Annotated in this window: 22 protein-coding genes; 9 read left to right on the top strand and 13 right to left on the bottom strand. The window is 73.7% G+C overall.

Annotation, left to right across the window (positions count from 1 at the left end):
- The coding region (locus tag GCU67_RS02030; protein ID WP_163609421.1) for a VanZ family protein at positions 1-326 on the top strand (326 nt) is incomplete at its 5' end.
- A gap of 64 nt (positions 327-390) precedes the next feature.
- Here the strand turns inward: GCU67_RS02030 and GCU67_RS02025 are convergent.
- Positions 391-1,314, bottom strand: a complete 924-nt coding sequence (locus tag GCU67_RS02025; protein ID WP_163609420.1) for a heme o synthase — start codon at positions 1,312-1,314, stop codon at positions 391-393.
- Positions 1,315-1,635: 321 nt separating this feature from the next.
- Here GCU67_RS02025 and tkt point away from each other — a divergent pair, with 321 nt between their 5' ends.
- From tkt to pgl, 5 genes are all read left to right on the top strand, one after another.
- Complete coding sequence (gene tkt, locus GCU67_RS02020; protein ID WP_163609419.1) at positions 1,636-3,873, top strand: transketolase; 2,238 nt, start codon at positions 1,636-1,638, stop codon at positions 3,871-3,873.
- A 106-nt stretch (positions 3,874-3,979) separates the two neighbouring features.
- The gene (tal, locus tag GCU67_RS02015) at positions 3,980-5,086 is read left to right on the top strand and encodes a transaldolase (protein WP_163609418.1); all 1,107 of its coding nucleotides are present in this window, start codon (positions 3,980-3,982) and stop codon (positions 5,084-5,086) included.
- 118 nt (positions 5,087-5,204) lie between these two features.
- On the top strand, positions 5,205-6,728 hold the full coding sequence (gene zwf / locus GCU67_RS02010; RefSeq protein WP_163609417.1) for a glucose-6-phosphate dehydrogenase: 1,524 nt from the start codon (positions 5,205-5,207) through the stop codon (positions 6,726-6,728).
- A gap of 46 nt (positions 6,729-6,774) precedes the next feature.
- Complete coding sequence (locus GCU67_RS02005; protein ID WP_163609416.1) at positions 6,775-8,001, top strand: glucose-6-phosphate dehydrogenase assembly protein OpcA; 1,227 nt, start codon at positions 6,775-6,777, stop codon at positions 7,999-8,001.
- Complete coding sequence (gene pgl / locus GCU67_RS02000; RefSeq protein ID WP_163609415.1) at positions 7,998-8,840, top strand: 6-phosphogluconolactonase; 843 nt, start codon at positions 7,998-8,000, stop codon at positions 8,838-8,840. The genes GCU67_RS02005 and pgl overlap by 4 nt, the downstream gene beginning before the upstream one ends.
- 127 nt (positions 8,841-8,967) lie before the next feature.
- On the opposite strand, the gene GCU67_RS01995 is transcribed toward pgl, so the two are convergent.
- The 12 genes from GCU67_RS01995 to GCU67_RS01940 form a co-directional block, all read right to left on the bottom strand.
- Positions 8,968-9,309 carry an RNA polymerase-binding protein RbpA gene (locus GCU67_RS01995; protein WP_163609414.1) on the bottom strand — a complete coding sequence of 114 codons (342 nt, stop codon included), beginning with the start codon at positions 9,307-9,309 and terminating at the stop codon, positions 8,968-8,970.
- A 220-nt stretch (positions 9,310-9,529) separates the two neighbouring features.
- On the bottom strand, positions 9,530-9,760 hold the full coding sequence (secG, locus tag GCU67_RS01990; RefSeq protein ID WP_163609413.1) for a preprotein translocase subunit SecG: 231 nt from the start codon (positions 9,758-9,760) through the stop codon (positions 9,530-9,532).
- Between the two features lie 124 nt (positions 9,761-9,884).
- Positions 9,885-11,585, bottom strand: a complete 1,701-nt coding sequence (locus tag GCU67_RS01985) for an ABC transporter substrate-binding protein (RefSeq protein ID WP_338104703.1) — start codon at positions 11,583-11,585, stop codon at positions 9,885-9,887.
- A 106-nt stretch (positions 11,586-11,691) separates the two neighbouring features.
- On the bottom strand, positions 11,692-12,501 hold the full coding sequence (gene tpiA, locus GCU67_RS01980; RefSeq protein WP_163609412.1) for a triose-phosphate isomerase: 810 nt from the start codon (positions 12,499-12,501) through the stop codon (positions 11,692-11,694).
- Between the two features lie 11 nt (positions 12,502-12,512).
- A complete protein-coding gene (locus GCU67_RS01975; protein WP_163609411.1) occupies positions 12,513-13,706 on the bottom strand; it encodes a phosphoglycerate kinase in 1,194 nt (397 codons plus the stop codon).
- Positions 13,706-14,716, bottom strand: coding sequence for a type I glyceraldehyde-3-phosphate dehydrogenase (gap, locus tag GCU67_RS01970; protein ID WP_163609410.1), 1,011 nt, complete (start codon positions 14,714-14,716; stop codon positions 13,706-13,708). The genes GCU67_RS01975 and gap overlap by 1 nt, the downstream gene beginning before the upstream one ends.
- 276 nt (positions 14,717-14,992) lie before the next feature.
- The gene (whiA, locus tag GCU67_RS01965; RefSeq protein ID WP_476738957.1) at positions 14,993-15,967 is read right to left on the bottom strand and encodes a DNA-binding protein WhiA; all 975 of its coding nucleotides are present in this window, start codon (positions 15,965-15,967) and stop codon (positions 14,993-14,995) included.
- Positions 15,968-16,046: 79 nt separating this feature from the next.
- Positions 16,047-17,075 (bottom strand): uridine diphosphate-N-acetylglucosamine-binding protein YvcK, encoded by a 1,029-nt coding sequence (locus tag GCU67_RS01960; RefSeq protein WP_163609408.1) that lies wholly within the window; start codon positions 17,073-17,075, stop codon positions 16,047-16,049.
- Positions 17,072-18,079: an RNase adapter RapZ gene (rapZ, locus tag GCU67_RS01955; protein WP_338104702.1), complete on the bottom strand. Its 1,008-nt coding sequence runs from the start codon at positions 18,077-18,079 to the stop codon at positions 17,072-17,074. Before rapZ ends, GCU67_RS01960 begins: the two co-directional genes overlap by 4 nt.
- Complete coding sequence (uvrC, locus tag GCU67_RS01950; RefSeq protein WP_163609407.1) at positions 18,076-20,157, bottom strand: excinuclease ABC subunit UvrC; 2,082 nt, start codon at positions 20,155-20,157, stop codon at positions 18,076-18,078. Before uvrC ends, rapZ begins: the two co-directional genes overlap by 4 nt.
- Positions 20,158-20,324: 167 nt before the next feature.
- Positions 20,325-23,252, bottom strand: a complete 2,928-nt coding sequence (gene uvrA, locus GCU67_RS01945) for an excinuclease ABC subunit UvrA (RefSeq protein WP_163609406.1) — start codon at positions 23,250-23,252, stop codon at positions 20,325-20,327.
- A gap of 254 nt (positions 23,253-23,506) precedes the next feature.
- Entirely contained in the window at positions 23,507-24,934 is a 1,428-nt protein-coding gene (locus GCU67_RS01940; protein ID WP_163609405.1) for an amidase, read from the bottom strand.
- 47 nt (positions 24,935-24,981) lie between these two features.
- On the opposite strand from GCU67_RS01940, the gene GCU67_RS01935 reads away from it, so the two are divergent.
- The 3 genes from GCU67_RS01935 (at position 24,982) to GCU67_RS01925 (ending at position 26,480) form a co-directional block, all read left to right on the top strand.
- Entirely contained in the window at positions 24,982-25,647 is a 666-nt protein-coding gene (locus GCU67_RS01935; protein WP_163609404.1) for an MBL fold metallo-hydrolase, read from the top strand.
- Between the two features lie 138 nt (positions 25,648-25,785).
- Positions 25,786-26,034, top strand: a complete 249-nt coding sequence (locus GCU67_RS01930; RefSeq protein ID WP_163609403.1) for a hypothetical protein — start codon at positions 25,786-25,788, stop codon at positions 26,032-26,034.
- Complete coding sequence (locus GCU67_RS01925) at positions 26,031-26,480, top strand: hypothetical protein (protein ID WP_163609402.1); 450 nt, start codon at positions 26,031-26,033, stop codon at positions 26,478-26,480. Before GCU67_RS01930 ends, GCU67_RS01925 begins: the two co-directional genes overlap by 4 nt.
- Positions 26,481-26,658 lie beyond the last annotated feature (178 nt).

The following is a 26,658-nucleotide window of genomic DNA, read 5'->3' as shown; positions in this document are numbered from 1 at the left end:
CGGCCGCCCGCCCGGCCGGCGAGGGAGTGGGGTGCACCGTCCAGTTCGCACTGCCGACCCTGGGCAGCGTCGAGCTGCTGGCCAACGTGGCGCTGTTCGTGCCGCCGGCCGTCCTCGGCACGCTGCTCACCCGCCGGCCGCTGACGGTGCTGCTGGTCGCAGCCGGTGCCTCCGTGGCGATCGAGGCGCTGCAGGCGCTCGTGCCGGCCCTGGCCCGCGCGTGCGACACCAACGACTGGGCGATGAACTCCGCCGGCGCCACGATCGGCGTCCTGCTCGCCGCCGTCGTCCTCGCCCTGTCCCGGCCCCTGAGCACTCGGGCCTGAATTCTGGCCCCCTCTCCGAGGCCCGCGCTGAGCTCGCGAGGCGTGGGGGAGAGGGGGTCCTTCTCTAGACGAGGACGTCGGCCACCAGGGCGATGGACAGCAGCGTCATGTAGGTGATCGACACCGAGAACAGCTTCATCGGCCGGTCGGGGCCGCCGGACCGGATGCGCCGCAGCCACGCGTGCGACTCCGCGACGTACCAGGCGCCCAGGCCCAGCGAGGCCAGGCCGGTGATCCAGCCCAGCTGCGGCGTCACCGGCACCATCAGCAGCGAGGTGCCCAGGGTGCCCCAGGCCCAGGCGACGGACTGCTGGCCGACGGTGACCGGCCCGGCCACCACCGACAGCATCGGCACCCCGGCACGGAAGTAGTCGAAGCGGAACCGGCTGGCCAGCGCCCAGAAGTGCGGCATCTGCCAGCAGAAGACGATGCCGAAGAAGACCAGGGCCGGCCAGTCCAGCGAACCGGTGACCGCCGCCCACCCGATCAGCACCGGAGCCGCGCCCGGCAGCCCGCCGAAGACGGTGTTGTGCCGGGTGCGGCGCTTGAGCACCATCGTGTAGAGCACCGAGTAGGCCAGCACCGCGGCGGCCGCGAGGGCGGTGGCCAGCGGGGTGGTGAACAGGCCCAGCAGGACCAGCGAGACCCAGGCCAGCAGGACGCCGAAGACCAGCGCGTTGCGCGGCCGGATCACCCCGCTGGGGATCGGCCGGTCGCGGGTGCGCGACATCAGCCGGTCGATGTCGCGGTCGTACCAGCAGTTGATGGTGTTCGCGGCCCCCGCGGCGAGCATGCCGCCGACCAGGGTGGCCACCACCAGGCCCGTGCCCGGCCAGCCGCCGTCGGCCAGCATCATCGCCGGCAGGGTGGTGACCAGCAGCAGCTCGACGAGCTTGGGCTTGGTCAGCGAGACGTAGGCGGCCACCGTCGCGCGGGCCGTGCGCAGGGGGCGCGCCGGGCTCACCGAGCGGTCGGCGATCGTGGTCACCGGGTGCCCAGGGGCGCGGCGTCGCGCGGGCAGCAGGGCACCGATGAGTCCTTCTCCGCCGGGAGTGGGGGTTGCCCGCCCATCCTAGCCTGCCTCCCTCTGCGCAGCGCCGGAGATGACTAGGGTTTGATCACGTTGACTCTGCGCGTGATGCGGGTAGGGCGGACGTCGAGGACGACGGCGCGCTTCCGGTCACGACCTCCGACCGCGCCGACCGGGGCGGCCGTGGTGTGCACCGTCGTCCGCCCGGGGCAGGGCCGCCCCCGAGCCCCCGGGTGGGTCCGACATCGACCGATTCCCCGAGGGAGCACCGAGCGCCACATGACCACCGACAACAGCTCCTCCACGCAGTCCACGAGCGCCGAGGCGCCGGCCGAGGCCGCCAGCGACACCCCCACGGGTTCGCCGCGCCAGCCCCAGCCGACCCTGCCCGAGAGCTTCGGCGACCTGGACCGCAAGGCCATCGACACCGCCCGCGTGCTGGCGATGGACGCCGTCCAGAAGGTCGGCAACGGCCACCCCGGCACCGCCATGAGCATGGCGCCGGTCGCCTACCTCCTCTTCCAGAAGTGGCTCACGCACGACCCGTCCGACCCCAACTGGCCCGCCCGTGACCGGTTCGTCCTCTCCATGGGCCACTCCAGCCTGACGCTGTACGTCCAGCTCTACCTGGCCGGCTACGGCCTGGAGCTCGAGGACCTGCAGGCGCTGCGCACCTGGGGCTCGAAGACCCCGGGCCACCCCGAGGTCGGCCACACCGCCGGCGTCGAGACCACCACCGGCCCGCTGGGCCAGGGTGTCGGCAACGCGGTCGGCATGGCCATGGCCGCCCGCCGCGAGCGCGGCCTGCTCGACCCCGAGGCGCCCGAGGGCGAGAGCCTGTTCGACCACACCATCTGGGCCTTCGCCTCCGACGGCGACCTGGAGGAGGGCATCTCCGGCGAGGCGTCCTCGCTGGCCGGCACGCAGCAGCTGGGCAACCTCGTCCTGGTCTACGACGACAACAAGATCTCGATCGAGGACGACACCACGATCGCCTTCACCGAGGACGTCGGCGCGCGCTACGCCGCCTACGGCTGGCACGTCCAGCACGTCGACGACGGTGAGGACCTCGCCTCGATCGACGCCGCGTTCGCCGCCGCCAAGGCCGAGACGACCAGGCCCTCGATCATCGTGCTGCGCACGGTGATCGGCTGGCCCTCGCCGAACAAGCAGAACACCGGCGGGGTGCACGGCTCCGCGCTCGGCGACGCCGAGGTGGAAGCGACCAAGGAGGTGCTCGGCTTCGACCCCGAGAAGACCTTCGACGTCGCGCCGGAGGTCATCGAGCACACCCGCAAGGCCGTCACCCGCGGCCAGGAGGCCCAGGCCGCCTGGCAGACCCGGTTCAAGGCGTGGCAGCAGGGCAACCCCGAGGCCGCCGCGCTGCTGGAGCGGATGACCACCCGTACCCTGCCCGAGGGCTGGCAGGCGAAGCTCCCCAGCTGGGACGCCGACCCCAAGGGCGTGGCCACCCGCAAGGCCTCCGGTGAGGTGCTCGCGGCGCTGTACCCCGAGCTCCCCGAGCTGTGGGGCGGCTCGGCCGACCTGGCCGAGAGCAACAACACCGCGGTCAAGGGCGAGCCGTCGTTCCTGCCGGCCAGCCGCCAGACCAAGGCGTGGTCCGGTGGCCCCTACGGCCGCACGCTGCACTTCGGTGTGCGCGAGCACGCCATGGGCGCGGTCATGAACGGGATCGCCCTGCACGGCGGCACCCGCGTCTACGGCGGCACGTTCCTCACCTTCTCCGACTACATGCGCGGCGCGGTGCGACTCGCCGCCCTCATGCAGCTGCCGGTGACCTACGTGTGGACGCACGACTCCATCGGCCTGGGCGAGGACGGCCCGACCCACCAGCCGATCGAGCACTACGCCGCGCTGCGCGCCATCCCGGGTCTGGACTTCGTCCGCCCGGCCGACGCCAACGAGACCGCGGTCGCGTGGCGGACGATCCTGGAGAACAACGACCGGCCCGCCGGCCTGGCGCTGTCCCGGCAGAACCTGCCGGTGTTCGACCGGAGCGAGTTCGGCTCCGCCGAGGGCGTCGCCAAGGGCGGCTACGTGCTGGCCGAGGCCTCGACCGGCACCCCCGAGGTCGTGCTGATGGGCACCGGCTCCGAGGTGCAGATCGCCGTCGCCGCGCGTGAGCAGCTCGAGGCGGCCGGCGTCCCGACCCGGGTCGTCTCCCTCCCCTGCTGGGAGTGGTTCGCCGAGCAGGACCAGGCCTACCGCGAGCAGGTCCTGCCCCCCACGGTCAAGGCGCGCGTCAGCGTCGAGGCCGGGGTGCCCATGGGCTGGCGCGAGTTCGTCGGCGACGCCGGCCGGATCGTCGGGCTCAACCACTACGGCGCCAGCGCCAGCTTCTCGAAGCTCTACGAGGAGTTCGGCCTGACCGCCGACGCCGTCGTGGCCGCCGCCCGGGAGAGCATCGAGGCTGCTGCCAACGGTGCCACGCCGCCGTCCGGTGCCGCCGTCTCCCGCGGCGGGGTCTACTCCTCCACCGCCACCGGCGACCACTGAAAGAGGGCCGCGTCCCTCCTCGGGACGGGGCCGAACGACCCTCCACACGCAGTCTCGCGGCGGGGCCCCCGGCACGGGGGCCCCGCCCACCACGGAAGGCAGTCACATGGCTCAGAACGAGAACCTCGCGAAGCTGTCCGAGACGGGGGTCGCCGTCTGGCTGGACGACCTCTCCCGCGACCTGATCCACGGCGGTGACCTGCAGAAGCTGGTCGACGAGTCCAGCGTCGTCGGCGTCACCACCAACCCGAGCATCTTCGCCGCGGCGATCAGCGGGTCGAAGTCCTACGACGACCAGCTGCACGCCCTGGCCGTGCGCAGCGTCAGCGTCGAGGAGGCGCTGCGCACCATCACCGCCGCCGACGTCCGCGACGCCTGCGACCTGCTGAAGCCGGTCTTCGACCGCACCGGGCGCGACGGCCGGGTCTCCCTCGAGGTGGCCCCCGGCCTGGCCCACGACGAGGACGGCACCGCCGCCGAGGCCGCCCACCTGTGGTGGCTCGTCGACCGGCCGAACCTCTTCATCAAGATCCCGGCCACGCTGGCCAGCCTGCCGGCGATCACGACCACGATCGCCAAGGGCATCAGCGTCAACGTGACGCTGATCTTCAGCCTGGAGCGCTACAAGGCCGTCATGGAGGCCTACATCGCCGGCCTCGAGCAGCGACTGGCCGAGGACCCGGAGGCCTCCTTCGAGGGCATCGAGTCCGTCGCCTCGTTCTTCGTGTCCCGCGTGGACACCGAGATCGACAAGCGCCTGGACGCCGCCGGCGCCGACGCCTCGCTCAAGGGCAAGGCCGGTGTCGCCAACGCCCAGCTGGCCTACCAGGCCTACGAGGAGGTCTTCTCCTCCGACCGCTGGAAGGCGCTGGAGGCCAAGGGCGCGAGCAAGCAGCGGCCGCTGTGGGCCTCGACCGGGGTCAAGAACCCCGACTACTCCGACACCCTGTACCTGTCCGAGCTCACTGCCCCGGACACCGTGAACACCATGCCCGGCAAGACCATGCAGGCCTTCGCCGACCACGGGCAGGTCGGCACCCCGGTGCAGTCCTCCTACGCCCAGGCCGAGAAGGTCATGGCCGACGTGGCCGCGGCCGGCATCGACTTCGACGACGTCTTCCGCGTCCTCGAGGAGGAGGCCGTGCAGAAGTTCGTCGACGCGTGGGACGAGCTGACCGGCTCGGTCAAGGAGCAGCTCGAAGACAAGAAGTGATCCACCGGGGCGGTGCGTCCGGGTGACCGGACGCACCGCCCCGCACCCGCCCTGCCGTCCGGACCGCCCCGCCGAGCCGGACGGCGGGGCACCACTGCGAGCCTCGAGGACGGAAACGATGTCCACCAACCCGTTGCGCGACCCGCGGGACCGGCGGCTGCCCCGAGTGCCGGAGCCCTGCGCTCTGGTCGTCTTCGGGATCACCGGCGACCTGTCGCGCAAGAAGCTCCTCCCGGCCGTCTACGACCTGGCCAACCGGGGCCTGCTGCCCACCAACTTCGCCCTGCTGGGCTTCGCCCGTCGCGACTGGGGCGACTCCGAGTTCTCCGAGCTGGCCCGGTCGGCCGCCCGTGAGCACGCGCGCACCCCCTGGCGCGAGGAGGTCTGGGAGCGGTTGGCCAACAGCGTCCGCTTCATCCAGGGCTCCTTCGACGACGACAACGCCTTCGACGAGCTGGCCGCCAACCTCACCGAGCTCGAGGGCAGCCACGGCATCGGTGGCAACGCCGCCTTCTACCTGTCGATCCCCCCGGCCATGTTCCCCACCGTGCTCAAGCAGATGGAGCGCACCGGGATGGCCGAGAGCACCACCGACCGCTGGCGCCGCGTGGTCGTGGAGAAGCCCTTCGGCAACGACCTGGCCTCCAGCCGCGAGCTCAACGCACTGGTCGACTCGGTGTTCACCGCCGACGACGTCTTCCGGATCGACCACTACCTGGGCAAGGAGACGGTCCAGAACCTGCTGGCGCTGCGCTTCGCCAACGAGCTGTTCGAGCCGGTCTGGAACGGCCACCACGTCGACTCGGTGCAGATCACCATGGCCGAGGACGTCGGCATCGGCGGCCGCGCCGGCTTCTACGAGAAGACCGGTGCCGCGCGCGACGTGCTGCAGAACCACCTGCTCCAGCTGCTGGCGCTCACCGCCATGGAGGAGCCGGTCGAGTTCTCCGCCGAGGAGATCCGCACCGAGAAGCTGAAGGTGCTGCGCGCGGTGTCGGTCCCCGAACCCGAGGACATGGAGCGCTTCGCCGTCCGCGGCCAGTACGAGCAGGGCTGGCTGGCCGGCCAGCGGGCCACCGGGTACCGCCAGGAGAACGGCGTCGCCGACGACTCCACGACCGAGACCTACGCCGCGGTCCGACTCGGAGTGGAGACCCGGCGCTGGGCCGGCGTCCCGTTCTACCTGCGCACCGGCAAGCGGCTCCCCCGCCGGGTCACCGAGATCGCGCTGGTGTTCAAGCGGGCCCCGCACCTGCCCTTCGCGCCCACCGACACCGAGGAGCTGGGCCACAACCAGCTGGTGATCCGGGTGCAGCCCGACGAGGGCATGACGCTGAAGTTCGGCTCCAAGGTGCCTGGCAGCGTCATGGAGGTCCGCGACGTCGCGATGGACTTCCTCTACGGCGAGCAGTTCACCGAGGCCAGCCCCGAGGCCTACGAGCGACTGCTGCTCGACGTGCTGCTCGGCGACGCCACCCTCTTCCCCCGCAACGCGGAGGTGGAGGCGTCCTGGTCGGTCATCGACCCGCTGGAGGAGTTCTGGGCCGGCACCACGCCGCAGCCCTACCGGGCCGGCGAGTGGGGCCCGCGCGCCGCCGAGGACATGCTCGCCGCCGAGGGTCGCTCGTGGCGCCGACCGTGACCGGGACGACGGGCGCCGTGCACCCGACCTACGAGAGAGGCCTGTCGTGACGACGCTGTGGGACACCACCGGATCCGCGGTGGTCAGGGAGCTGGCCGCCCAGCGCCGTACCGGGGGCGCGGTGATGAGCGGCGTGGCGCTGACCCTGGTGGTCGTCGCCGACGAGAGCCGGGTCGCCGAGGCCGAGGAGGCCGCCAGCGCCGCCGCCGCGACCAACCCCTGCCGGCTGCTGATCGTGGTGCGCCGCCAGATCGAGGCGCCGGTGCCGCGACTGGACGCCGAGGTCGTCGTCGGTGGGCGGCTCGGCCCGGGCGAGGCCGTGGTCATGCGCATGTACGGCCGGCTCGGCCTGCACGCGGAGTCGGTCGTGCTGCCGCTGCTGGCCGCCGACGCCCCGGTGGTGACCTGGTGGCACGCACCGCCGCCGGAGCGGGTCTCCACCGACGCGCTCGGCGTGATCGCCGACCGCCGGATCAGCGACTCCTCCATGTCCGAGGACCCGGTGGGCGCCCTGTCGATCCGGGCCAGGGACTACGCCCCCGGCGACACCGACCTGACCTGGACCCGGAGCACGCCCTGGCGGGCGACGCTGGCCTCCACGCTGGACTCGGTCTCCGGGCGCCGCGCCGAGGCCGTGCGGGTGCTGGGCGGTGAGGTGTCCGGTGACGTGCACAACGCGACGGCCCAGCTGGTCGCCGGCTGGCTGTCCTCCCGCTGCGAGTGCGAGATCCGCGTCGTGCCGAGCACCCGCGTGCCCGGTCCGGCCGGCATCGACTCGGTGACCCTGCGGCTGGACCAGGACGAGGAGGTCCGCCTGCAGGACGACCGCAAGGGCGGTGCGGTGATCCAGCAGCCGAACCGGCCCGAGGCCACGGTCGCGCTGCCGGACCGCTCGCTCGGCGAGCTCATCGGCGAGGAGCTGCGCCGGCTGGACCAGGACGAGCCGTTCAGCGAGGCCCTGGAGGTGGTGACCGGCGAGACCGGCCTGTCCGACCGCCCCGCGCTGCGTGAGCACGTCTGGTTCGACCCGATGCGGGCTGCGTCGGCGGGACAGCCGGCGAAGCCGCCGACGGGCGAGACCGACGGCGGTGAGCCGACCGGTGCGGCCGCGCCGCTGCCGACCGTCCCGCCGTCCTCGGAGGGGTCCGACGACGTCGCCCAGAGCGGCGAGCACGACGACCCGGCCGACGACTCGGACGAGCAGGCGATGGTCCAGGACCCCGGTTCCCCGGCCGCCGAGGCCGCCGCGGGCACGAAGCGGAGGAAGCGATGAGCCAGGAGTCCCCCGGCGACCAGCAGAAGGACCCTCCTGCCCCCCACCACTCGCAAGCTCGCGGCGGGCCCCTGCGCGAGGGCCAGACCCCCGACGTCGTCATCGAGCCCGACGCCGACACCCTCGCCCGCTCGGTGGCCTCCGCGCTCGTCGCGCGGCTGGCCGCCGCCCAGGCGGTGCACGGGACGGCGTCGGTGGTGCTCACCGGCGGCGGGATCGGCACCGCGGTGCTGCAGCGGGTGGCCGCGCTGGCCGCCGAGCCCGAGCACGCGGTGGTCGACTGGACCGCCGTGCACGTCTGGTGGGGCGACGAGCGCTGGGTGCCCGTCGACCACCCGGACCGCAACGAGCTCGGTGCCCAGCAGGCGCTGCTGGACCACGTCACGATCGACCCGGAGAAGGTGCACCCGATGCCCTCCTCCGACGCCGGGTACGACTCACCGGAGGAGGCCGCGGCCTGGTACGCCGAGCAGCTCGCGGCGGTCGCCGACGACGGCGGTGCCGTGCCGCGGATCGACGTGCTGATGCTGGGCATGGGGCCCGAGGGCCACGTGGCCTCGATCTTCCCCGACTCCCCCGCTGTCACCGACGAGCGCCCGGTCGTGGCGGTGCGGGACTGCCCGAAGCCGCCGCCGACCCGGGTGAGCCTCGGGTTCTCGGCGATCACCGCGGCGGAGGAGGTGTGGCTGCTGGTCAGCGGCGAGGGCAAGGCCGAGGCCGTGGCCCGGGCACTCGGCGGGGCCGAGCCGGTCGACCTCCCGGCCGCCGGTGCGCGCGGCCGCCGGGCGACCCGCTGGCTGCTCGACGCCGACGCCGCCGGCCGGCTCCTGCGGGGCTGACCCGCCCCACGACGACACCGGCCCGGTCACCCCAGCTGCTCATGGGGTGATCGGGCCGATGCTCTCCGGCCCCGCTGCAGGGTCCCAGTGCGAGCTCGCGAGTGCTGGGGAGCAGCGGGGTCCTTCGTCAGGCGCCCCGGCGGGCCCGCAGCCGGGTCAGTGCCTCCTGGAGGAGGGCGTCGCCGTCCTCGTCGGAGCGACGCTCCCGCACGTAGGCGAGGTGCGTCTTGTACGGCTCCGTCCGCGGTGCGGGCGGAGGGTTCTGCTGGTCGGTGCCGGCCGGCAGCCCGCAGCGCGGGCAGTCCCAGCAGTCCGGCACCTCGATGTCGGCCGCGAAGGCGATCCGCGACTCGTGCCCGTTCGCACACCAGAAGCCGACCCGGTTGCGAGGTGCCGTCTCGCCCCGTTCGACCTCACCCATCGGACCTGCACCGACCCGGCTCCCCCGGATCGCGTTCCCACCAGCCACGAGCGGCCCCCCTGATCGTCGCCCCGTCGCGGTGACTGAGTGATCACCGCGCGCGCAGTCTAGGGCCTGGGAAGGCGTTCCAGGTCACGATCCGGCCTCCCCCGGTACCGGGACCGGACCGTCCGCGACAGCAGCGAACAAACAGCCCCTCCACCGGCCCGGCCCCCTCTCAGGGGCCCGCCCTGAGCCTGCGAAGGGTGGGGGGAGAGGGGGTCCTTAATCAGGCCTTGATGAGGATGCCGAGGCCGACGATGCAGATCGTCCACAGCAGGCCGGCGAACACGGTCAGCCGGTTGAGGTTCTTCTCGACCACGGAGCTGCCGGACAGCTGCGAGGAGACGGCGCCACCGAACATCGAGGACAGCCCACCGCCCTTGCCGCGGTGCAGCAGGATGAGCACGATCAGCAGGACGCTGGTCAGCGCCAGCACCACGTTGAGGAACAGTTCCATCGTCGTCCGTCTCCTGTCCTCTGCCCACGCCGGCGGGTGAGGTCCCACCCACGTGGTCGCGGGCTCTCAGCGGACCAGCCTAACGGACGGCGCGGCCGGCCCGGTCGACCGCCGCAGGGCGGGGTCAGCCGATGCCGGCGGTGGCGACGTCGTAGCTGCCGTAGGGCTGCATGACCACGCCGTTGCGCAGCCGCTGGCCGGCGAGCAGCTGCACCCGGGTCTCGGCCAGCGGCACGTAGGCCGCGGTCTGCCGCACCGCGTCGGCCACCTGCCGCCACGCGTCGACGGAGACCGCCGGGTCGGGAGCTGCCCGGGCGGCGTCGACGAGGCCGTTGACGCCGGGGTCGTCGAGCCGGGCGTAGTTCGTGTTGCCCAGACCCCGGATGGACCGGCCGTCGACCAGCGGCACCAGGAACGAGGCGGCGGTCGGGAAGTCGGCGGTCCAGGTGGCCAGCACCAGGCCGTACCCGGCGGCGGTGACCGTGTCGGGGTTGCTGATGTCCGAGTAGTAGGTGCTCGGGTCCAGCGGCCGCACGTCGGCCGTGATGCCGACCTCCGCGAGCTCCGCGGCCAGCGCCTGGGCGACCAGCACGCTGGCGGGCACGTCGGGGACGGCCAGCACCGTCTCGAAGCCGTCGGGCCGGCCGCAGGCGGTCAGCGCCGCGCGGGCTGCGCCGACGTCGGGCTGCGGGTCGCCCTCGGCCGGGCCGTCGGCGACCGCCCGCGGCCACAGCACCGAGGTGCGCTCGGCGTTGCCCGGGCCCTGCAGCGCCTCCTGGACCGCACCGCGGTCGACCACGGCGGCCACCGCGGCACGGCAGTCGCGGTTCTCCATCGGCGACACCGTCGTCGGCATCGCCAGGAGCCGGACCGCGCCGGTGGTCACGTCGTCGATCCGCCCGGCCAGCGCGTCGTCGGCGAGCCGGCTGGTGGTCGCCTGCTGCACCCCGGTGCCGGAGAGGTCGAGGTCGGCGGAGCCGGCGAGCAGCGCCTGGTCACGGGCCACGCCGGACAGGCCGGTGCGCACCAGCACCGCGTCGGGCAGCGCCGTCCGGACGTCGTCGGTGGCCGGGTCCCACTGCGGGTTGCGCTCCAGGGCGATGCCGGCCTGGGCGTCCACCGAGGTGATCATGTAGGGCCCGGAGCTGATCGGGTCGTCGCCGTAGGCGCCACCGGTGTCCTTCTCGGCGGGCACCGGGCTGCTGGAGGGCAGCGCCATGACGAAGGGGAAGTCCGGCGTCGGCGTGGTCAGGGTGAAGACGATCGTGCGGTCGTCCGGGGTGGTGACCGACCGCAGCCCCAGCCGGTCCGCCGTCTCGTCCTGGTAGGGCCCCGGGTAGGGGTCGGCCTTGTCGTCGAGCAGGTCCACGACGTAGGTCGGCCCGCCGACGACGACCTCGGAGGCGAAGGACCGCTCGATGCCGTACTTGACGTCGCGGGAGGTGATCGGTCGGCCGGTCTCGAACCGGACGCCCTCCCGCAGCGTGAAGGTCCAGGTGCGGCCGCCGTCAGGCGTGGTGCCCAGGTCGGTGGCCAGGTCGGGCACGAGCTCGTCGGTCCGGCCCGGCGCCGAGGAGTAGGTGACCAGGGTGCGGGTGTAGAGCCGCATCAGGTTCCAGACGCCGGTGGCGTAGGAGCGCTGCGGGTCGAGGCTGTCGACCTGCCCGGCGACCACCCGCAGGGTGCCCCCGGTGACGTCGGACGGCGCCCGGACGCCGGTCACGCCGCTGCCGGGCTCACCGGCCTGGGTCGGCACCGCGGCGACGCCGGTGTTGCCGCCGCTGCACCCGGTGAGCACCGCCAGGGAGACGAGCACGGACAGCACGACGGCCGACCGTCGCACCCCCGCGGGAGAGGTGCGGCCGATCGGCCGTCGTCCGGTGCTGTACGTCAACGTGGTTGCTGCTCCACCCGGTCGGTGCCGGCAGGGGTCAGCTGACCTCGGCGGCGGTTCGACAGATCTGCGCGAACTGGTCGGCGTCCAGGCTGGCCCCGCCGACGAGCGCGCCGTCGACGTCCGGGCCGGCGAGGATCCCGGCCGTGTTGTCGGCCTTCACCGAACCTCCGTAGAGGATACGGACGGCAGCGGCCAGTTCCGGGCCGTGGCTCTCGGCGAGCCGTGCCCGCAGCGCCCCACAGACCTCCTGCGCATCAGCGGGGGTGGCCACCTCGCCGGTGCCGATCGCCCAGACCGGCTCGTAGGCGATGACCAGCTCCTGGAGCTGGTCGGCGGTGAGGCCGTCGAGCGCCCGGTCGAGCTGGGCGGTGCAGTGCGTGACCTGCGCGCCCTCCCGCCGGACGTCGAGCCCCTCCCCCACGCACAGCAGGGGCACCAGCCCGTGCCGCAGCGCTGCCTGCACCTTGGCGGCGACGACCGCGTCGTCCTCACCGTGCAGCGTGCGCCGCTCGGAGTGGCCGACCAGGACGTACCGGCAGGCCAGCGCGGCGAGCATCGCCCCGCTGACGTCGCCGGTGTAGGCACCGTCGTCGGCCGCCGAGAGGTCCTGCGCGCCGTAGCCGATCTCCAGCTTGTCGCCGGCCACCAGCGTCTGCACGCTGCGCAGCGCGGTGAACGGCGGGACGACGACGACCTCGGCCGCCTCGAGCTGCGGGTCGGTGAGCGAGAAGGCCAGCTTCTGCACCAGCCCGATCGCCTCGAGGTGCGTGAGGTTCATCTTCCAGTTGCCGGCGATCAGCGGGCGCCGGCCCTCCCGGACCGGGGTCACCTTCGTGCGTGCCATCGTCGCGGGCCTCAGTCGGCCAGGACCGCGAGGCCGGGGAGCTCCCGGCCCTCGAGGAACTCCAGCGAGGCGCCCCCACCGGTGCTGATGTGCCCGTAGGCGGCCTCGTCGAGCCCGAGCGTGCGCACGGAGGCGGCGGAGTCACCACCACCGACCACCGACAGCCCGTCGACGGCGGCCACGGCCTGCGCGACGCCCCGGGTGCCGGCCTGGAAGGGGGCCAGCTCGAAGACGCCGACCGGGCCGTTCCAGAACACGGTGCGGGCACCGGCGAGCTGCTCGGTGAACAGCTCGACGCTGCGCGGCCCGATGTCCAGGGCCTCCTCGTCGGCCGGGATGGCGTCGAAGGGCACGACCCGCGTCGTGGCCTCGGCGCTGAACTCGGTGGCGCTGACCAGGTCCACCGGCAGCACGATCCGGTCGCCGGCCTCGGCCAGCAGGCGGCGGCAGGTGTCGACCTGGTCGGCCTCCAGCAGCGACTTACCGACCTCCAGGCCCTGGGCGGCCAGGAAGGTGTAGGTCATCCCGCCACCGATCAGCAGCTTGTCGACCCGGGGCAGCAGCGCCTCGATGACGCCCAGCTTGTCGCTGACCTTGGAGCCGCCGAGGACGACCACGTACGGGCGCTCGGGGCTCTCGGTGAGCCGGGTGAGCACGTCCAGCTCGCGGGCGACCAGCCGGCCGGCCGCGTGCGGGAGGCGCAGCGCGACGTCGTACACCGAGGCGTGCTTGCGGTGCACGGCGCCGAACGCGTCGTCGACGTAGAGGTCGGCCAGGCCGGCCAGCCGGTCGGCCAGCTCGCCGCGGACGGCGTCGTCCTTCGACGTCTCGGCGGCCTCGAAGCGGACGTTCTCCAGCATCAGCACGTCGCCGTCGGCGAGCCCGGCCACCTTCGCGGTGGCGTCGGCGCCGGCCACGTCGCCGGCCAGGGTCACCGGGCTGCCGAGCATCTCACCCAGCCGGGCGGCGACCGGGGCGAGCGAGAACTGCGGGTCCGGGGCGCCCTTCGGACGGCCCAGGTGGGCGGCCACGATCACCCGGGCACCGGCGGCCTGCAGGGCTTGCAGGGTGGGCAGGCTGGCGCGGATCCGACCGTCGTCGGTGATCGCGCCGGTCTTCTTGTCCAGCGGGACGTTCAGGTCGGCGCGCAGCAGCACGCGCCTCCCTGCGACCCCGTCGGCGATGAGCTCGTCGACGGACCGCATCAGGCCGTGAGCTTCGAGCCGACCAGGACGACCGAGTCGACCAGGCGGTTGGAGTAGCCCCACTCGTTGTCGTACCAGCCCACGACCTTGACCTGGTTGCCGAACACCTTGGTCAGGCCGGAGTCGAAGATGCACGACGCCGGGTCGGTGACGATGTCGGAGGAGACGATCGGCGCGTCGGTGTAGACCAGGTAGGGCGCCAGCGGGCCGTCGGCGGCCGCCTTGTAGGCCGCGTTGACCTCCTCGACGGTGACGTCGCGGCCCACGGTGACGGTGAGGTCGGTGGCCGAGCCGGTCGGGACCGGGACGCGCAGGGCGTAGCCGTCGAGCTTGCCCTTGAGCTCGGGCAGGACCAGGCCGATGGCCTTGGCCGCACCGGTGCTGGTGGGGACGATGTTCAGCGCGGCGGCGCGGGCGCGGCGGAGGTCCTTGTGCGGGCCGTCCTGCAGGTTCTGGTCGGCGGTGTAGGCGTGGATCGTGGTCATCAGGCCACGCTCGATGCCGAACGCGTCGTTGAGGACCTTGGCCAGCGGGGCCAGGCAGTTGGTGGTGCAGGACGCGTTGCTGATGATCGTCTGCGAGCCGTCGTACTGCTCGTGGTTGACGCCCATGACGATCGTCAGGTCGTCGCCCGTGGCCGGCGCGGAGATGATGACCTTCTTGGCGCCACCGGCGTCGACGTGCTTGCGGGCGTCCTCGGCCTTGGTGAAGAAGCCGGTGGACTCCACGACGATGTCGACACCCAGCTCGCCCCAGGGCAGGTTGGCCGGGTCGCGCTCGGCGAGGACCTTGACGGTCTTCTCGCCGACCTTGATGCCGTCGCCGAAGACCGAGACGTCCTCGGGCAGCTTGCCCAGGATCGAGTCGTACTTGAGCAGGTGCGCCAGCGTCTCGGGCGTGGTGAGGTCGTTGACCGCCACGATCTCGACGTCCGCGCCGCTCGCCGCGACCGCGCGGTAGAAGTTGCGGCCGATCCTGCCGAACCCGTTGATCCCGACCCGTACCGTCACTGCGGCCTCCCAGACCTCGTCGCCCAGCCGGGCCGGTCGGCCCAGCGGAACCGTCGGCCGCACCGTGTGCGCGGCCACATTTCGCACGCAGCCTAACGGGCGGCGCCCACCGGCCTGAAAGGCCGGTCCACCCGTCCACCCAGCCCCGCACAGACGTCCGCGACGTCTCCCCACGCCACGGTGGAGAGACGTCGCGGACGTCATGAGAGCTCGTCGGCCCCCTGGCAGGGCCCCGCCGCGAGCTTGCTCGTGGCGGGGGGCAAGGGGGTCCTTCGTCTACTGGGCGAGCATGTCGTCGGTGACGACGGACTCCGTGTCCGGGATGCCGAGGTCCTTGGCGCGCTTGTCGGCCATCGCCAGCAGACGCCGTATGCGCCCGGCGACGGCGTCCTTGGTCATCGGCGGGTCCGCGCGCTGACCGAGCTCCTCCAGCGAGGCCTGCCCGAACTCCAGCCGCAGCCGCCCGGCCACCAGCAGGTGCTCCGGTGCCTCGTCGGCCAGGATCTCCAGGGCGCGCTCGACCCGGGCGCTGGCGGCGACCGCGGCCCGCGCCGAGCGGCGCAGGTTGGCGTCGTCGAAGTTGGCCAGCCGGTTGGCCGTGGCCCGCACCTCGCGGCGCATCCGCCGTTCCTCCCAGGCCAGCACCGCCTCGTGGGCGCCCATCCGGGTGAGCAGCGCACTGATCGCGTCGCCGTCGCGGACCACGACCCGGTCGGTGCCGCGCACCTCGCGGGCCTTGGCCGCGATGCCGAGCCGGCGGGCAGCGCCCACCAGGGCCATCGCCGCCTCCGGCCCGGGGCAGGTGACCTCCAGGGACGACGAGCGGCCCGGCTCGGTCAGCGACCCGTGGGCCAGGAAGGCCCCGCGCCAGGCCGCCTCGGCGTCACCGATGCCGCCGGAGACCACCGACGGCGGCAGCCCGCGCACCGGGCGGCCGCGCTGGTCGACCAGGCCGGTCTGCCGGGCCAGGCCCTCGCCGTGCTTGGCGATGCGGACCAGGTAGCGCACGCCGCGGCGGATGTTGCCCCCGGCGAGCACGCTGACGCCGCTGGTGTAGCCGTAGACCTCGCTGATGTCGCGACGCAGTCGCCGGGCCACCGAGCCGGTGTCGAGCTCGGCCTCGATGACCACGCGGCCACCCACGATGTGCAGGCCGCCGGAGAAGCGCAGCAGCGCCGTCACCTCGGCCTTGCGCTCGGAGGTCTTCGTGCACTCCACGCGGGAGAGCTCGTCCTTCACCATCGCAGTCATCGCCATGAGCGGTGTTCCCTTCCCCCTGTGTGCCGGCCGGTGCACCGGTCGTCCCGGTGCGCAGCCACTCCCCCGGTGGTCACCGGGCACCGACCACTGAGGCCAGTGCGGCGGCGAGCCGGTGCGGATCGTGCCGTGCTGCGTCGTCAGGTGCTGCCACCGGAGCCAGGACCAGCTCGGCACCGCACCCCTGCACAGCAGACAGCAGACCACGCCGGTCAACAACCGCAGCGGCATCAGCGATGACAGTGTGCAACGACACGCCTCCGAGGTGCCCCAGCAGGACCCTCAGGTGCTCCTGCGGGGAGAACCCGTCCGTCTCACCCGGCTGTGGCTCCAGGTTCAGCACGACGACCACCCGGGCCGGGCTGGCGGCCAGCGCGGCCCGCAGCCGCGGCACCAGCAGGTGCGGCAGCACGGAGGTGTACCAGGACCCCGGCCCGAGGGTGATGACGTCGGCCTCGGCGATCGCGGCGAGCACGTCGGGGTGCACCGGGGGGTCGGCCGGGGAGACGTGGATCTCGCGCACCCGGCCCGGGGTCGAGGCGATCGCCACCTGCCCGCGGATGCGCCGGGTCTCCCGGGGGTCGTCGGGGTCGACGCTGGCCACGGTGGCCACCAGGTCGAGCGGGACGTCGGCCATCGGCAGCACCCGGCCGACGGAGCCCAGGAGGTCCTCCAGCGAGCGCAGCGCCCGCACGGTGTCGCCCTGGTGCAGCTCGGTCCAGCCGGTGAGCATCAGGTTGCCGACGGGGTGGCCGGCGAGCGCGCCCTCCCCGCCGATCCGGTGCTGCAGCAGAGCGGCCATCGCCTGGGTGCGCGGCTCGTCGCCGGCCAGCGCGGCCAGGGCCATCCGCAGGTCACCGGGTGGGAGCACCGGCAGCTCGCGGCGGATGCGGCCGGAGCTGCCGCCGTCGTCGGCCACGGTCACCACGGCGGTCAGCGTGCTGGTGAGCAGCCGCCAGGCGGCGAGCGAGGCGGCCAGCCCGTGCCCGCCGCCGAGCGCGACGACCCGCGGGCCGTCGGGGCCCAGCGGGGCGCGGGCAGGGCGGGCGGCCGGGACCGGCGGCGGGACGGCGATCCGCACCGGCCGGCCGGCGTCGCTCACTCGCGCCCCAGGTCGCGGTGCCGCGCCGAGGCGGTGACGCCCACGGCGGAGAGCCGGCGGGCGAACTCCTCGGCGATCGCGACACTGCGGTGCTTGCCGCCGGTGCAGCCCACGGCGAGGGTGAGGTAGCGCTTGCCCTCGCGCCGGTAACCGGGCAGCAGCAGGGCGAGGACCTTCATGTACTCGTCGAGGAACTCCCCGGCGTGCTCCTGGCCCAGCACGTAGTCGCGAACCTCGGCGTCCCGGCCGGTCATCGGGCGCAGCTCGGGTATCCAGTGTGGGTTGGGCAGGAACCGGGCGTCGACGACGAGGTCGGCGTCCAGCGGCAGGCCGTACTTGAAGCCGAAGCTGAGCACGGTCGCGGTCACCTCGGGGGCGGCCCCGTGCGCGATGAACGCCGACTCCAGGGTGGCCCGCAGCTGGTGGACGTTGAGATCGCTGGTGTCGACCCACAGGTCGGCCTCGCCGGCGATGCCGGTGAGCAGCTCGCGCTCGGCGTCGATGCCGTCGACCAGCCGGCCGCTGCCCTGCAGCGGATGCTCCCGCCGGTTGGACTCGTACCGCCGGATGAGGACCTCGTTGCGGGCGTGCACGTAGACGATCCGAGGCCGGTGGCCGGCCTCCGCCAGCTGGCGGATCGACTCCTGCAGGTCGCTGGAGAAGGCCCGGCTGCGGACGTCGACGACGGCGGCGAACCGGCGCAGGTCGCCGCGGGCGCCGAGCTCGACCATCGGCTGCAGGAGCGCCGGCGGCAGGTTGTCGACGACGAAGAAGCCGAGGTCCTCCAGCACCCGCCCGGCGGTGTTCTTGCCGGCGCCGGACAGGCCGGTGACGACCACGACGTCCAGCGGCGCGAGCTCGGTGCTCGCCGGGTCGGCGGACGGCGCCACGTCGCCCGGCACACCCTCACCCGACGAGCCCGCGTGCTCAGCCGGCGGGCCCGTGGCATCGGTCGGCAGGCCCGCGTGCTCGGCCGGCACGTCCGCGCGCTCGTCGGCGGTCACGCCCCGCTCCCGGTGGCCGGGTGGACCCGGCCGATCTCGGCGGTGTCGCCGGCGGCCGCGCCGTGCACGGCACCGGCGGGTGCAGCGGTGGCCACGGGTGCCCCCTCCAGCTCGACGGCGTCCTCGGCGACCACGTCGGGTGCCCGGTCGGCCGCCGACCCCGGCGCAGTCGGCTCGGCCACGGCCGCGAGGACGGCCTCCGCGGTGCGCCGGCCGATGCCGGGCACTGCGGTGAGCTCCTCGACGGTCGCGGCCCGCAGCCGCTTGAGGGATCCGAACTGCTTCATCAGGGCCTTCCGCCGGGTGTCGCCGAGCCCCGGGACGTCGTCCAGGAGCGAGACCAACATGGTGCTGGATCGCTTCTGCCGGTGGTAGGTGATCGCGAACCGGTGCGCCTCGTCGCGGACCCGCTGCAGCAGGTACAGCGCCTCGGAGGTGCGCGGCAGGATGACCGGGTCGGGGTCCTCGGGCAGCCACACCTCCTCCATCCGCTTGGCCAGGCCGCAGACGGCGATGTCGAGGATGCCGAGCTCGGCCAGCGACCGGCTGGCCGCGGCGACCTGTGGCTGACCGCCGTCGACGACCAGCAGGTTGGGCGGGTAGGCGAACCGGCGCGGCCGGCCCTCCTCGGCGGCGACGCCCTGCTCGTCGCGCCGGTCGGCCTCGTCCTTGAGGTGCCGGGCGAAGCGGCGGCGGACGACCTCGGCCATGGCCGCGGTGTCGTCGGTGCCGGCGGCGACGGCGAACCGGCGGTAGTCGGACTTCTTGGCCATGCCGTCCTCGAACACGACCATGCTGGCGACCACGTTGGTGCCCTGGACGTGCGAGATGTCGATGCACTCGATCCGCAGCGGGGCGTCGGGGAGGTCGAGGGCCTCCTGGATCTCCGACAGCGCCAGCGAGCGGGCGGTGAGGTCGCTGGCCCGCTTGACCCGGTGCCGGGCGAAGGACTCCTTGGCGTTGCGCTCGACGGTCTCCATCAAGGCGCGCTTGTCGCCACGCTGCGGCACCCGCAGGGACACCTGCGAACCGCGCAGCTCGCTGAGCAGCTCGGTGTAGACGTCGGCGTCGTCGGGGAGCTCGGGGACCAGCACCTCACGGGGCACGGCCTCGCCGACCTCGCCGGTGCCGGTCTGCTCGTCGACCCCGCCGTAGACCTGGAGCAGGAACTGCTCGACGAGCTGGCCGGTGGTGACGTCCTCGACCTTGTCGATGATCCAGCCGCGCTGACCGCGGACCCGGCCGCCGCGGACGTGGAAGACCTGGACGCTGGCCTCCAGCTCGTCCTGGGCGAAGGCGACGACGTCGGCGTCGGTGCCGTCACCGAGGACGACGGCCTGCTTCTCCATCGCCCGGCGGAGGGCACCGAGGTCGTCGCGCAGCCGGGCGGCCTTCTCGTACTCCATCGCCTCGGCGGCCTCGGCCATCTGACGCTCGAGCCTGCGCGTCATCTGCTCGGTGCGGCCGCCCATGAAGTCGCAGAAGTCCTCGACGATGTCGCGGTGCTCCTCGGGGCTGACCCGGCCGACGCAGGGTGCCGCGCACTTGCCGATGTAGCCCAGCAGGCAGGGTCGGCCGATCTGGCTGGCGCGCTTGAAGACGCCGTTGGAGCAGGTGCGGGCGGGGAACACCCGGGTCAGGGTGTCGAGGGTCTCGCGGATGGCCCAGGCGTGCGCGTAGGGGCCGAAGTAGCGGACGCCCTTGCGCTTGGGCCCGCGCATCACCTGCAGCCGGGGGAACTCCTCGTTCAGCGTCACGGCCAGCGACGGGTAGCTCTTGTCGTCGCGGTAGCGGACGTTGAACCGCGGGTCGAACTCCTTGATCCAGTTGTACTCGAGCTGGAGCGCCTCGACCTCGGTGCCGACGACGGTCCACTCGACGCTGGCGGCGGTGGTGACCATCTGCCGGGTGCGCGGGTGCAGGCCGTAGACGTCGGCGAAGTAGCTGTTCAGCCGCTGCCGGAGGCTCTTGGCCTTGCCGACGTAGATGACCCGGCCGGCCGGGTCGCGGAACTTGTAGACCCCCGGGTCCTCGGGGATGCTGCCGACCGCTGGGCGGTACGTGGACGGGTCGGGCATGCCCCCAGATTAGGTCGGCCCACCGACAGTCCGCCGGGCCGGCCGGTCCCGCCCGCCCCTGCCCCGCCGGGCGGCCCGCTGACCTGCACCGGACCGCCCGCGGGACGCCGCCGGCCGCACCCCCGGCGGGGACGCGGCCGGCGGGCCGTCACGGCGGGACTGCGCGGTCAGCTGGCCTGGTCGCCGGCCGACACCGAGGCCAGCTGCGGCTTCCTGCGGGGACGCTTCTTCGTGCCCTCGGCCGCCGCGGCCACCGCGGCGGGGTCGAGGATCTCGGCGAGGAACCGGCCGGTGTGGCTCTCCGGCACCGTGGCGACGAACTCCGGCGTCCCCTCGGCGACGACCTGCCCGCCGCGGAACCCGCCCTCGGGGCCCATGTCGATGAGCCAGTCGGCGCTCTTGATCACGTCGAGGTTGTGCTCGATGACGATGACCGAGTTGCCCTTGTCGACCAGGCCCTGGATGACCTGCAGCAGCTTGTTGATGTCCTCGAAGTGCAGGCCGGTGGTCGGCTCGTCGAGCACGTAGATCGTCCGGCCGTTGGAGCGCTTCTGCAGCTCGCTGGCCAGCTTGACCCGCTGCGCCTCACCACCGGACAACGTGGTGGCCGGCTGGCCGAGCCGGACGTAGCCCAGCCCCACGTCGGTGAGGGTGCGCATGTACCGGGCGATCGCCGGGATCGCGGCGAAGAACTCGGCGGCCTCCTCGATCGGCATGTTGAGCACCTCGGAGACCGTCTTGCCCTTGTAGTGCACCTCGAGGGTCTCCCGGTTGAACCGGGCGCCCTTGCACACCTCGCAGGGCACGTAGACGTCGGGCAGGAAGTTCATCTCGATCTTCAGCGTGCCGTCGCCGGAGCAGGCCTCGCAGCGGCCGCCCTTGACGTTGAAGGAGAACCGGCCGGGCTGGTAGCCGCGGACCTTGGCCTCCGACGTGCTGGCGAACAGCTTGCGGACGTGGTCCCACACCCCGGTGTAGGTGGCCGGGTTCGACCGCGGGGTGCGCCCGATCGGCGACTGGTCGACACCGACGACCTTGTCCAGCTGGTCCAGGCCGGTGATGGTGCGGTGCCGGCCGGGCACCATCCGCGCCCGGTTCAGCTCGTTGGCCAGGGTCGTGTAGAGGATGTCGTTGACCAGGCTGGACTTGCCCGAGCCCGACACCCCGGTGACGCCGACCAGCATCCCCAGCGGGAACGCGACGTCGATGCCGCGCAGGGTGTTCTCCCGGGCGCCCTTGACGACCAGCTCGCGGCCCGGCGTCCGCTCGCGGCGGATCTTCGGGATGGTGATCTCCCGGCGCCCGGACAGGTACGCACCGGTGATCGACCGCTCGCTGGCGAGCAGGTCCGCGTAGCTGCCGCTGACCACGACCTCACCACCGTGCTCGCCGGCGCCCGGACCGATGTCGACGATCCAGTCGGCCTGCTTGATGGTGTCCTCGTCGTGCTCGACGACGATCAGTGTGTTGCCCATGTCGCGCAGCCGGACCAGCGTCTCGATCAGCCGGACGTTGTCGCGCTGGTGCAGCCCGATCGAGGGCTCGTCGAGCACGTAGAGGACGCCGACGAGCCCGGAGCCGATCTGGGTGGCCAGCCGGATGCGCTGCGCCTCTCCACCGGCCAGCGTGGCGGCCGGACGGTCCAGGGACAGGTAGTCCAGGCCGACGGAGACGAGGAAGGACAAGCGGGCCTGGATCTCCCGGAGCACCTGGACGGCGATCGCCCGCTCGCGCTCCCCCAGCTCCAGGGCGTTGAGCCACTCCGAGGCCTCACCGATGGACAGCCCGGTGACCTCCGCGATCGACCGGCCCATCATCTTGACGGCGAGGATCTCCGGCTTGAGCCGGGTGCCGTGGCAGACGGGGCAGGGCACGTCGCGCATGTAGCCCTCGTACTTGTCCTTCATGAACTCGCTGTCGGTGTCCTCGTGGCGGCGCTCGAGGAAGGGCAGGACGCCCTCGAAGGCGGCGTAGTAGCTGCGCTCGCGGCCGTAGCGGTTCTTGTACTTCACGTGCACCTGGTCCGGGGACCCGTGCAGCACCGACTTCTGCACCTTCGCGGGGAGCTGCTCCCACGGGGTGTTCATCGAGAAGCCGTTCATGTCGGCCAGCCCGCCGAGCAGCCGCTGGAAGTACTCGTTGCTCATCGACCCGGCCCACGGGGCGATGGCGCCCTCGGCGAGGCTCTTGCCCGGGTCGGGGACGACCAGGTCGGGGTCGACCTCCTTGCGGGTGCCGATGCCGGTGCACTCGGGGCACGCGCCGAAGGGCGAGTTGAAGGAGAACGAGCGGGGCTCGAGCGCCTCGAAGGACAACCCGTCGTCGATGCAGGCCAGGTGCTCGGAGAAGGTGCGCTCGCGCTCCGGGTCGTCCTCGGCCAGGTCGACGAAGTCCAGCACGACCAGGCCGCCGGCCAGCCCGAGGGCGGTCTCGACGGAGTCGGTGAGCCGCCGCTTGGCGCTCTCCTTGACCGTGAGGCGGTCGACGATCACCTCGATCGTGTGCTTCTCCTGCTTCTTGAGCGTCGGCGGCTCGGTCAGCGGGTGGATGGTGCCGTCGACGCGGACGCGGGAGAAGCCCTGGGTCTGCAGCGAGCTGAAGAGGTCGACGTACTCGCCCTTGCGGGCCCGGACGACGGGGGCCAGCACCTGGAAGCGGGTGCCCTCGGCCATGGCGAGGACCTGGTCGACGATCTGCTGCGGCGTCTGCCGGGAGATCGGCTTGCCGCAGTTGGGGCAGTGCGGCTGGCCGGCGCGGGCGTAGAGCAGGCGCAGGTAGTCGTAGACCTCGGTGATGGTGCCGACGGTCGACCGCGGGTTGCGGTTGGTCGACTTCTGGTCGATCGAGACGGCCGGCGAGAGCCCCTCGATGAAGTCGACGTCGGGCTTGTCCATCTGGCCGAGGAACTGGCGGGCGTAGGCCGACAGCGACTCGACGTAGCGGCGCTGCCCCTCGGCGAAGATCGTGTCGAACGCGAGGCTCGACTTGCCCGATCCGGAGAGCCCCGTGAACACGATCATCGCGTCGCGGGGCAGGTCGAGGTGGACGTCCTTGAGGTTGTGCTCGCGGGCGCCGCGGACGACGAGCCTGTCCATGTGATCCCTGTCGGTCGCAGTGGTCCGGTGCTGGCCTCCCCGCCCGGGGGCGGGGACCAGGTGGTGCGTGGGCCCGGAGGCCGGTGGCGCGAGGCCCGGGGCCGGTGACGGTCCGGGCTGGTGGTGCGGTGGTGTGCGGGTGACCTCGCGGGTCCGTCACCGAGGTGAACGGCACCCGCGGGAGCGGGCTTCCCCGCGGCCGGTGTCGGCCGGGTGTCGCCCGCCACAGCGGGGTGGCCGGACGCCGCGCCCGGTCAGCCGGGGGCCGCTCGCGGGTCGAGGACCGGGGCGTATCGCCGCCAGGGCATCCGGCGTTCCAGCTCCCCGGCCAGCCAGAGTAGACGCGCTTCGGCACCGGGGGGTCCGACCAGCTGGACCGAGGTGGGCAGCCCCGCCCGGCCCGGCCCGGCGGGCAGCACGAGCGCCGGGAGCCCGGCCCCGTTCCACGCCGCCGTCCACGGCGCCCAGCGCGCGTCGGCGCCGACGTTGGCCAGCCAGCCGCGCTCGTGCCACGGCCGGGCGGGCAGCGGCGGACCCGAGGTGACCGGGGTGAGCAGGACGTCGACGTCGCCGAAGAAGGCGGTCATCCGGGCCCGCAGGGCCGGCTGCGGGCGGTCGAGTCCGGCCCGGCGGACCCAGCTGCCGAGCCGGGCGTGCACGCGGTTGCGCCGCTCCATCGCCCGCCGGTCGAGGCCGAGCGCCTCGGCGTCGGCGTCGGCCCCGGCCAGCCAGCGGGCCACGGTGCCCAGCGCGGCCACCGGGGTGACCACCGGGTCGCGGTGGACGACGGTGTGCCCGGCAGCGCGCAGCTCCGCGGCGACCGCGTCGACGGCGGCCCGCCCGGCACGGTCGAGCCGGACCCCGGGCACGGGCGACCGGGTGGACACCGCGATCCGCAGCGGCCCCACCGGCCCGGTCGGGGGCTCCGGGTCGACCGCGGCCAGCACGGCCAGCCCGAGGGCGAGGTCGGCGACGGTGGTGGCGAGCACGCCGTTCTCGGCCATGCCCGACCAGCTGTCGGCACCGATCGCCGCCGGCACGACGCCGGAGCCGGGCTTGAGGGTGACCAGGCCGCAGGCCGCGGCGGGCAGCCGCAGCGACCCCATCCCGTCGTTGCCGTGGGCGAGCGGCACGACGCCGGCCGCCACCGCCGCGGCGCTGCCGCCGGAGGACCCCGCCGGCGACCGTGCGGTGTCCCAGGGGTTGCGGGTGAGGGTGCCGGGACCGTCGGTCGCGGCAAAGACGCACAGCTCGGGGACCCGGGTGATCCCGACGACCACGGCACCGGCCTCCCGCAGCCGGGCGACCACCGGGTGGTCGGCGGCGGCCGGCCCCGGGGAGTGCGCCGGCGACCCGTCGGTGGTGACCTCACCGGCCACCGCGACGTTGTCCTTGACCGCGATCGGCACACCGGCCAGCGGCAGCTCGGCCCGCCGGGGCGAGGCGTCGACGGCGGCGGCCTCGGCGAGCGCGGCCTCGGCGCGGACCACGCGGAACGCCCCGATCCGGGACTCGGCGGCGGCCAGGTGGCGCAGGTGCGCGCGGACGACGTCGACCGCGGACAGCCCCCCGGAGCGGACCCGGGCGGCCAGCTCGGTGGCCGTCAGCCCGACGAGGCCGTCGCCCCCGGCGGCCGGCAGGGGCAGGGCGGCCGGGCGTGCGGGACCTGCGCCGGCGTCCATGATGGTGAACCTAGCCGGGGTCACCGACAGTTCTCGATCGGAGCAGGATGAGCGCGCAGTACACCGGGGACGTCGAGGTGGGTGGGCCGGCGCAGACGCGCGAGCTGCCCGGCCTGACCGTCACCAAGCTGGCCGTGAGCGAGATGGCCAACAACGTCTACCTCCTCACCAGCACCGCGACCGGACAGTCGCTGCTGGTCGACGCCGCCGCCGAGCCGGCCGCGCTGCTGGCCCTGGTCGGGGACGCCGACGTCCGCACCGTCGTCACCACGCACGGGCACTGGGACCACCACCGCGCGCTGCCCGAGGTCGTCGCGGCGACCGGCGCGCAGACCGTCGCCCACCCCGCGGACGCCGCCGACCTGCCGGTGCCGGTCACCCGACCGGTCGAGCACGGCGACACCGTCGCGGTCGGTGACCAGGTGCTCGAGGTGGTGCACCTGCGCGGGCACACCCCCGGCAGCATCGCGCTGGTCTGGCGGGGCGGGGACGAGGCGGGCACGCACGTGTTCACCGGCGACAGCCTCTTCCCCGGCGGGGTCGGCAACACCCAGGGCGACACCGCCCGGTTCACCAGCCTGCTCGACGACGTCCGGGCGCGGCTGTTCGACGTGCTGCCCGACGAGACCTGGGTCTACCCGGGGCACGGCGCGGACACCACGCTGGGCGCCGAGCGACCCGCCCTCGACGAGTGGCGCAGCCGGGGCTGGTAGTCGGTTGCGCACGGCCGGTTCGCAGCAGGCCAACCGGGTAGGGGGCGATCGAGTCCGCGGCGCGAGCCACGGGGTCCGGGACACCGCCTCCGGCCGGGTCCCGCGTACGAGCCCTCGATCCGAGCCCAGGAGACCACCATGAGCATGACGAACAACGACGCCGCCACCGGTACCCGCGACATCAAGTCGCACGAGACCACCAGCTTCGCCGACCTCGGCAAGGAGATGTGGTCCTACCTGACCGGCAAGGGCGCGGCCATCAACTACGAGTTCGTCGAGATGGTCGTCGAGGTGCCCCGCGAGACCGGCCCGGACGCCCCCCGCGCCACCTGGCGGCTGAACGGCACCCTGCGCATCACCACCGCCGAGAACGCCTCCCGGGGATGATCCCGGAGCTGGGCCGCCTCGAGCTGACCGGCGACCTGTCGATCGAGGTGGACGGCGCACCCGTCCAGGTCACCGCCCGCGGTGGTGACGTGGACGTCGTCGCCGACGACGTGCGCGGCTTCGTCCTCGGTCTGCGGGCTGCCGCCACCGCCCGGACCGGCACCCGGCCCGGGCGGGCCGACGTCGGCACGCTGGCCGGCGCGCTCGCCGACGCCGGGCTCACCGCCCGGCTGCGGTCGCCGTCCCAGGACGTCGTGACCGTCGGGGCCGGGGTCGACTCCGCGCTCGGCGGCCTGCTGCTGGGCACCCGGCTCGCCCGGCCCGACGCGCTCGGCGTGCTGCGGGCCAGCGGCCGGGCCCGCGAGGTCGAGGCCGCTCTGGCGCTCCTCCTCGTGCTGCTGGGCGTCGCGACCTCGCGGCGCCTCGGGTCGCGCCGCCGGGACTGACCCGACCGGGCGGCGTCGAGGCGGACCGCCGCGACGCCGCCCGGCCGGCCCTCCGCGGGCTCACGGTCCGCGGGATGGTCAGGCCGGGCCGTCGTCAGGCCGCTGTGCGACCAGGTCCGCCAGCCGCCGCTGCTGGTGGCGGCCGATGCCGACCAGCAGCGCGACCACCGCGGCGACG

The organism is Modestobacter muralis, from assembly GCF_010682105.1.
Lineage (GTDB): Bacteria > Actinomycetota > Actinomycetes > Mycobacteriales > Geodermatophilaceae > Modestobacter > Modestobacter muralis.
This window is presented reverse-complemented; position numbering and strand designations above follow the sequence as displayed.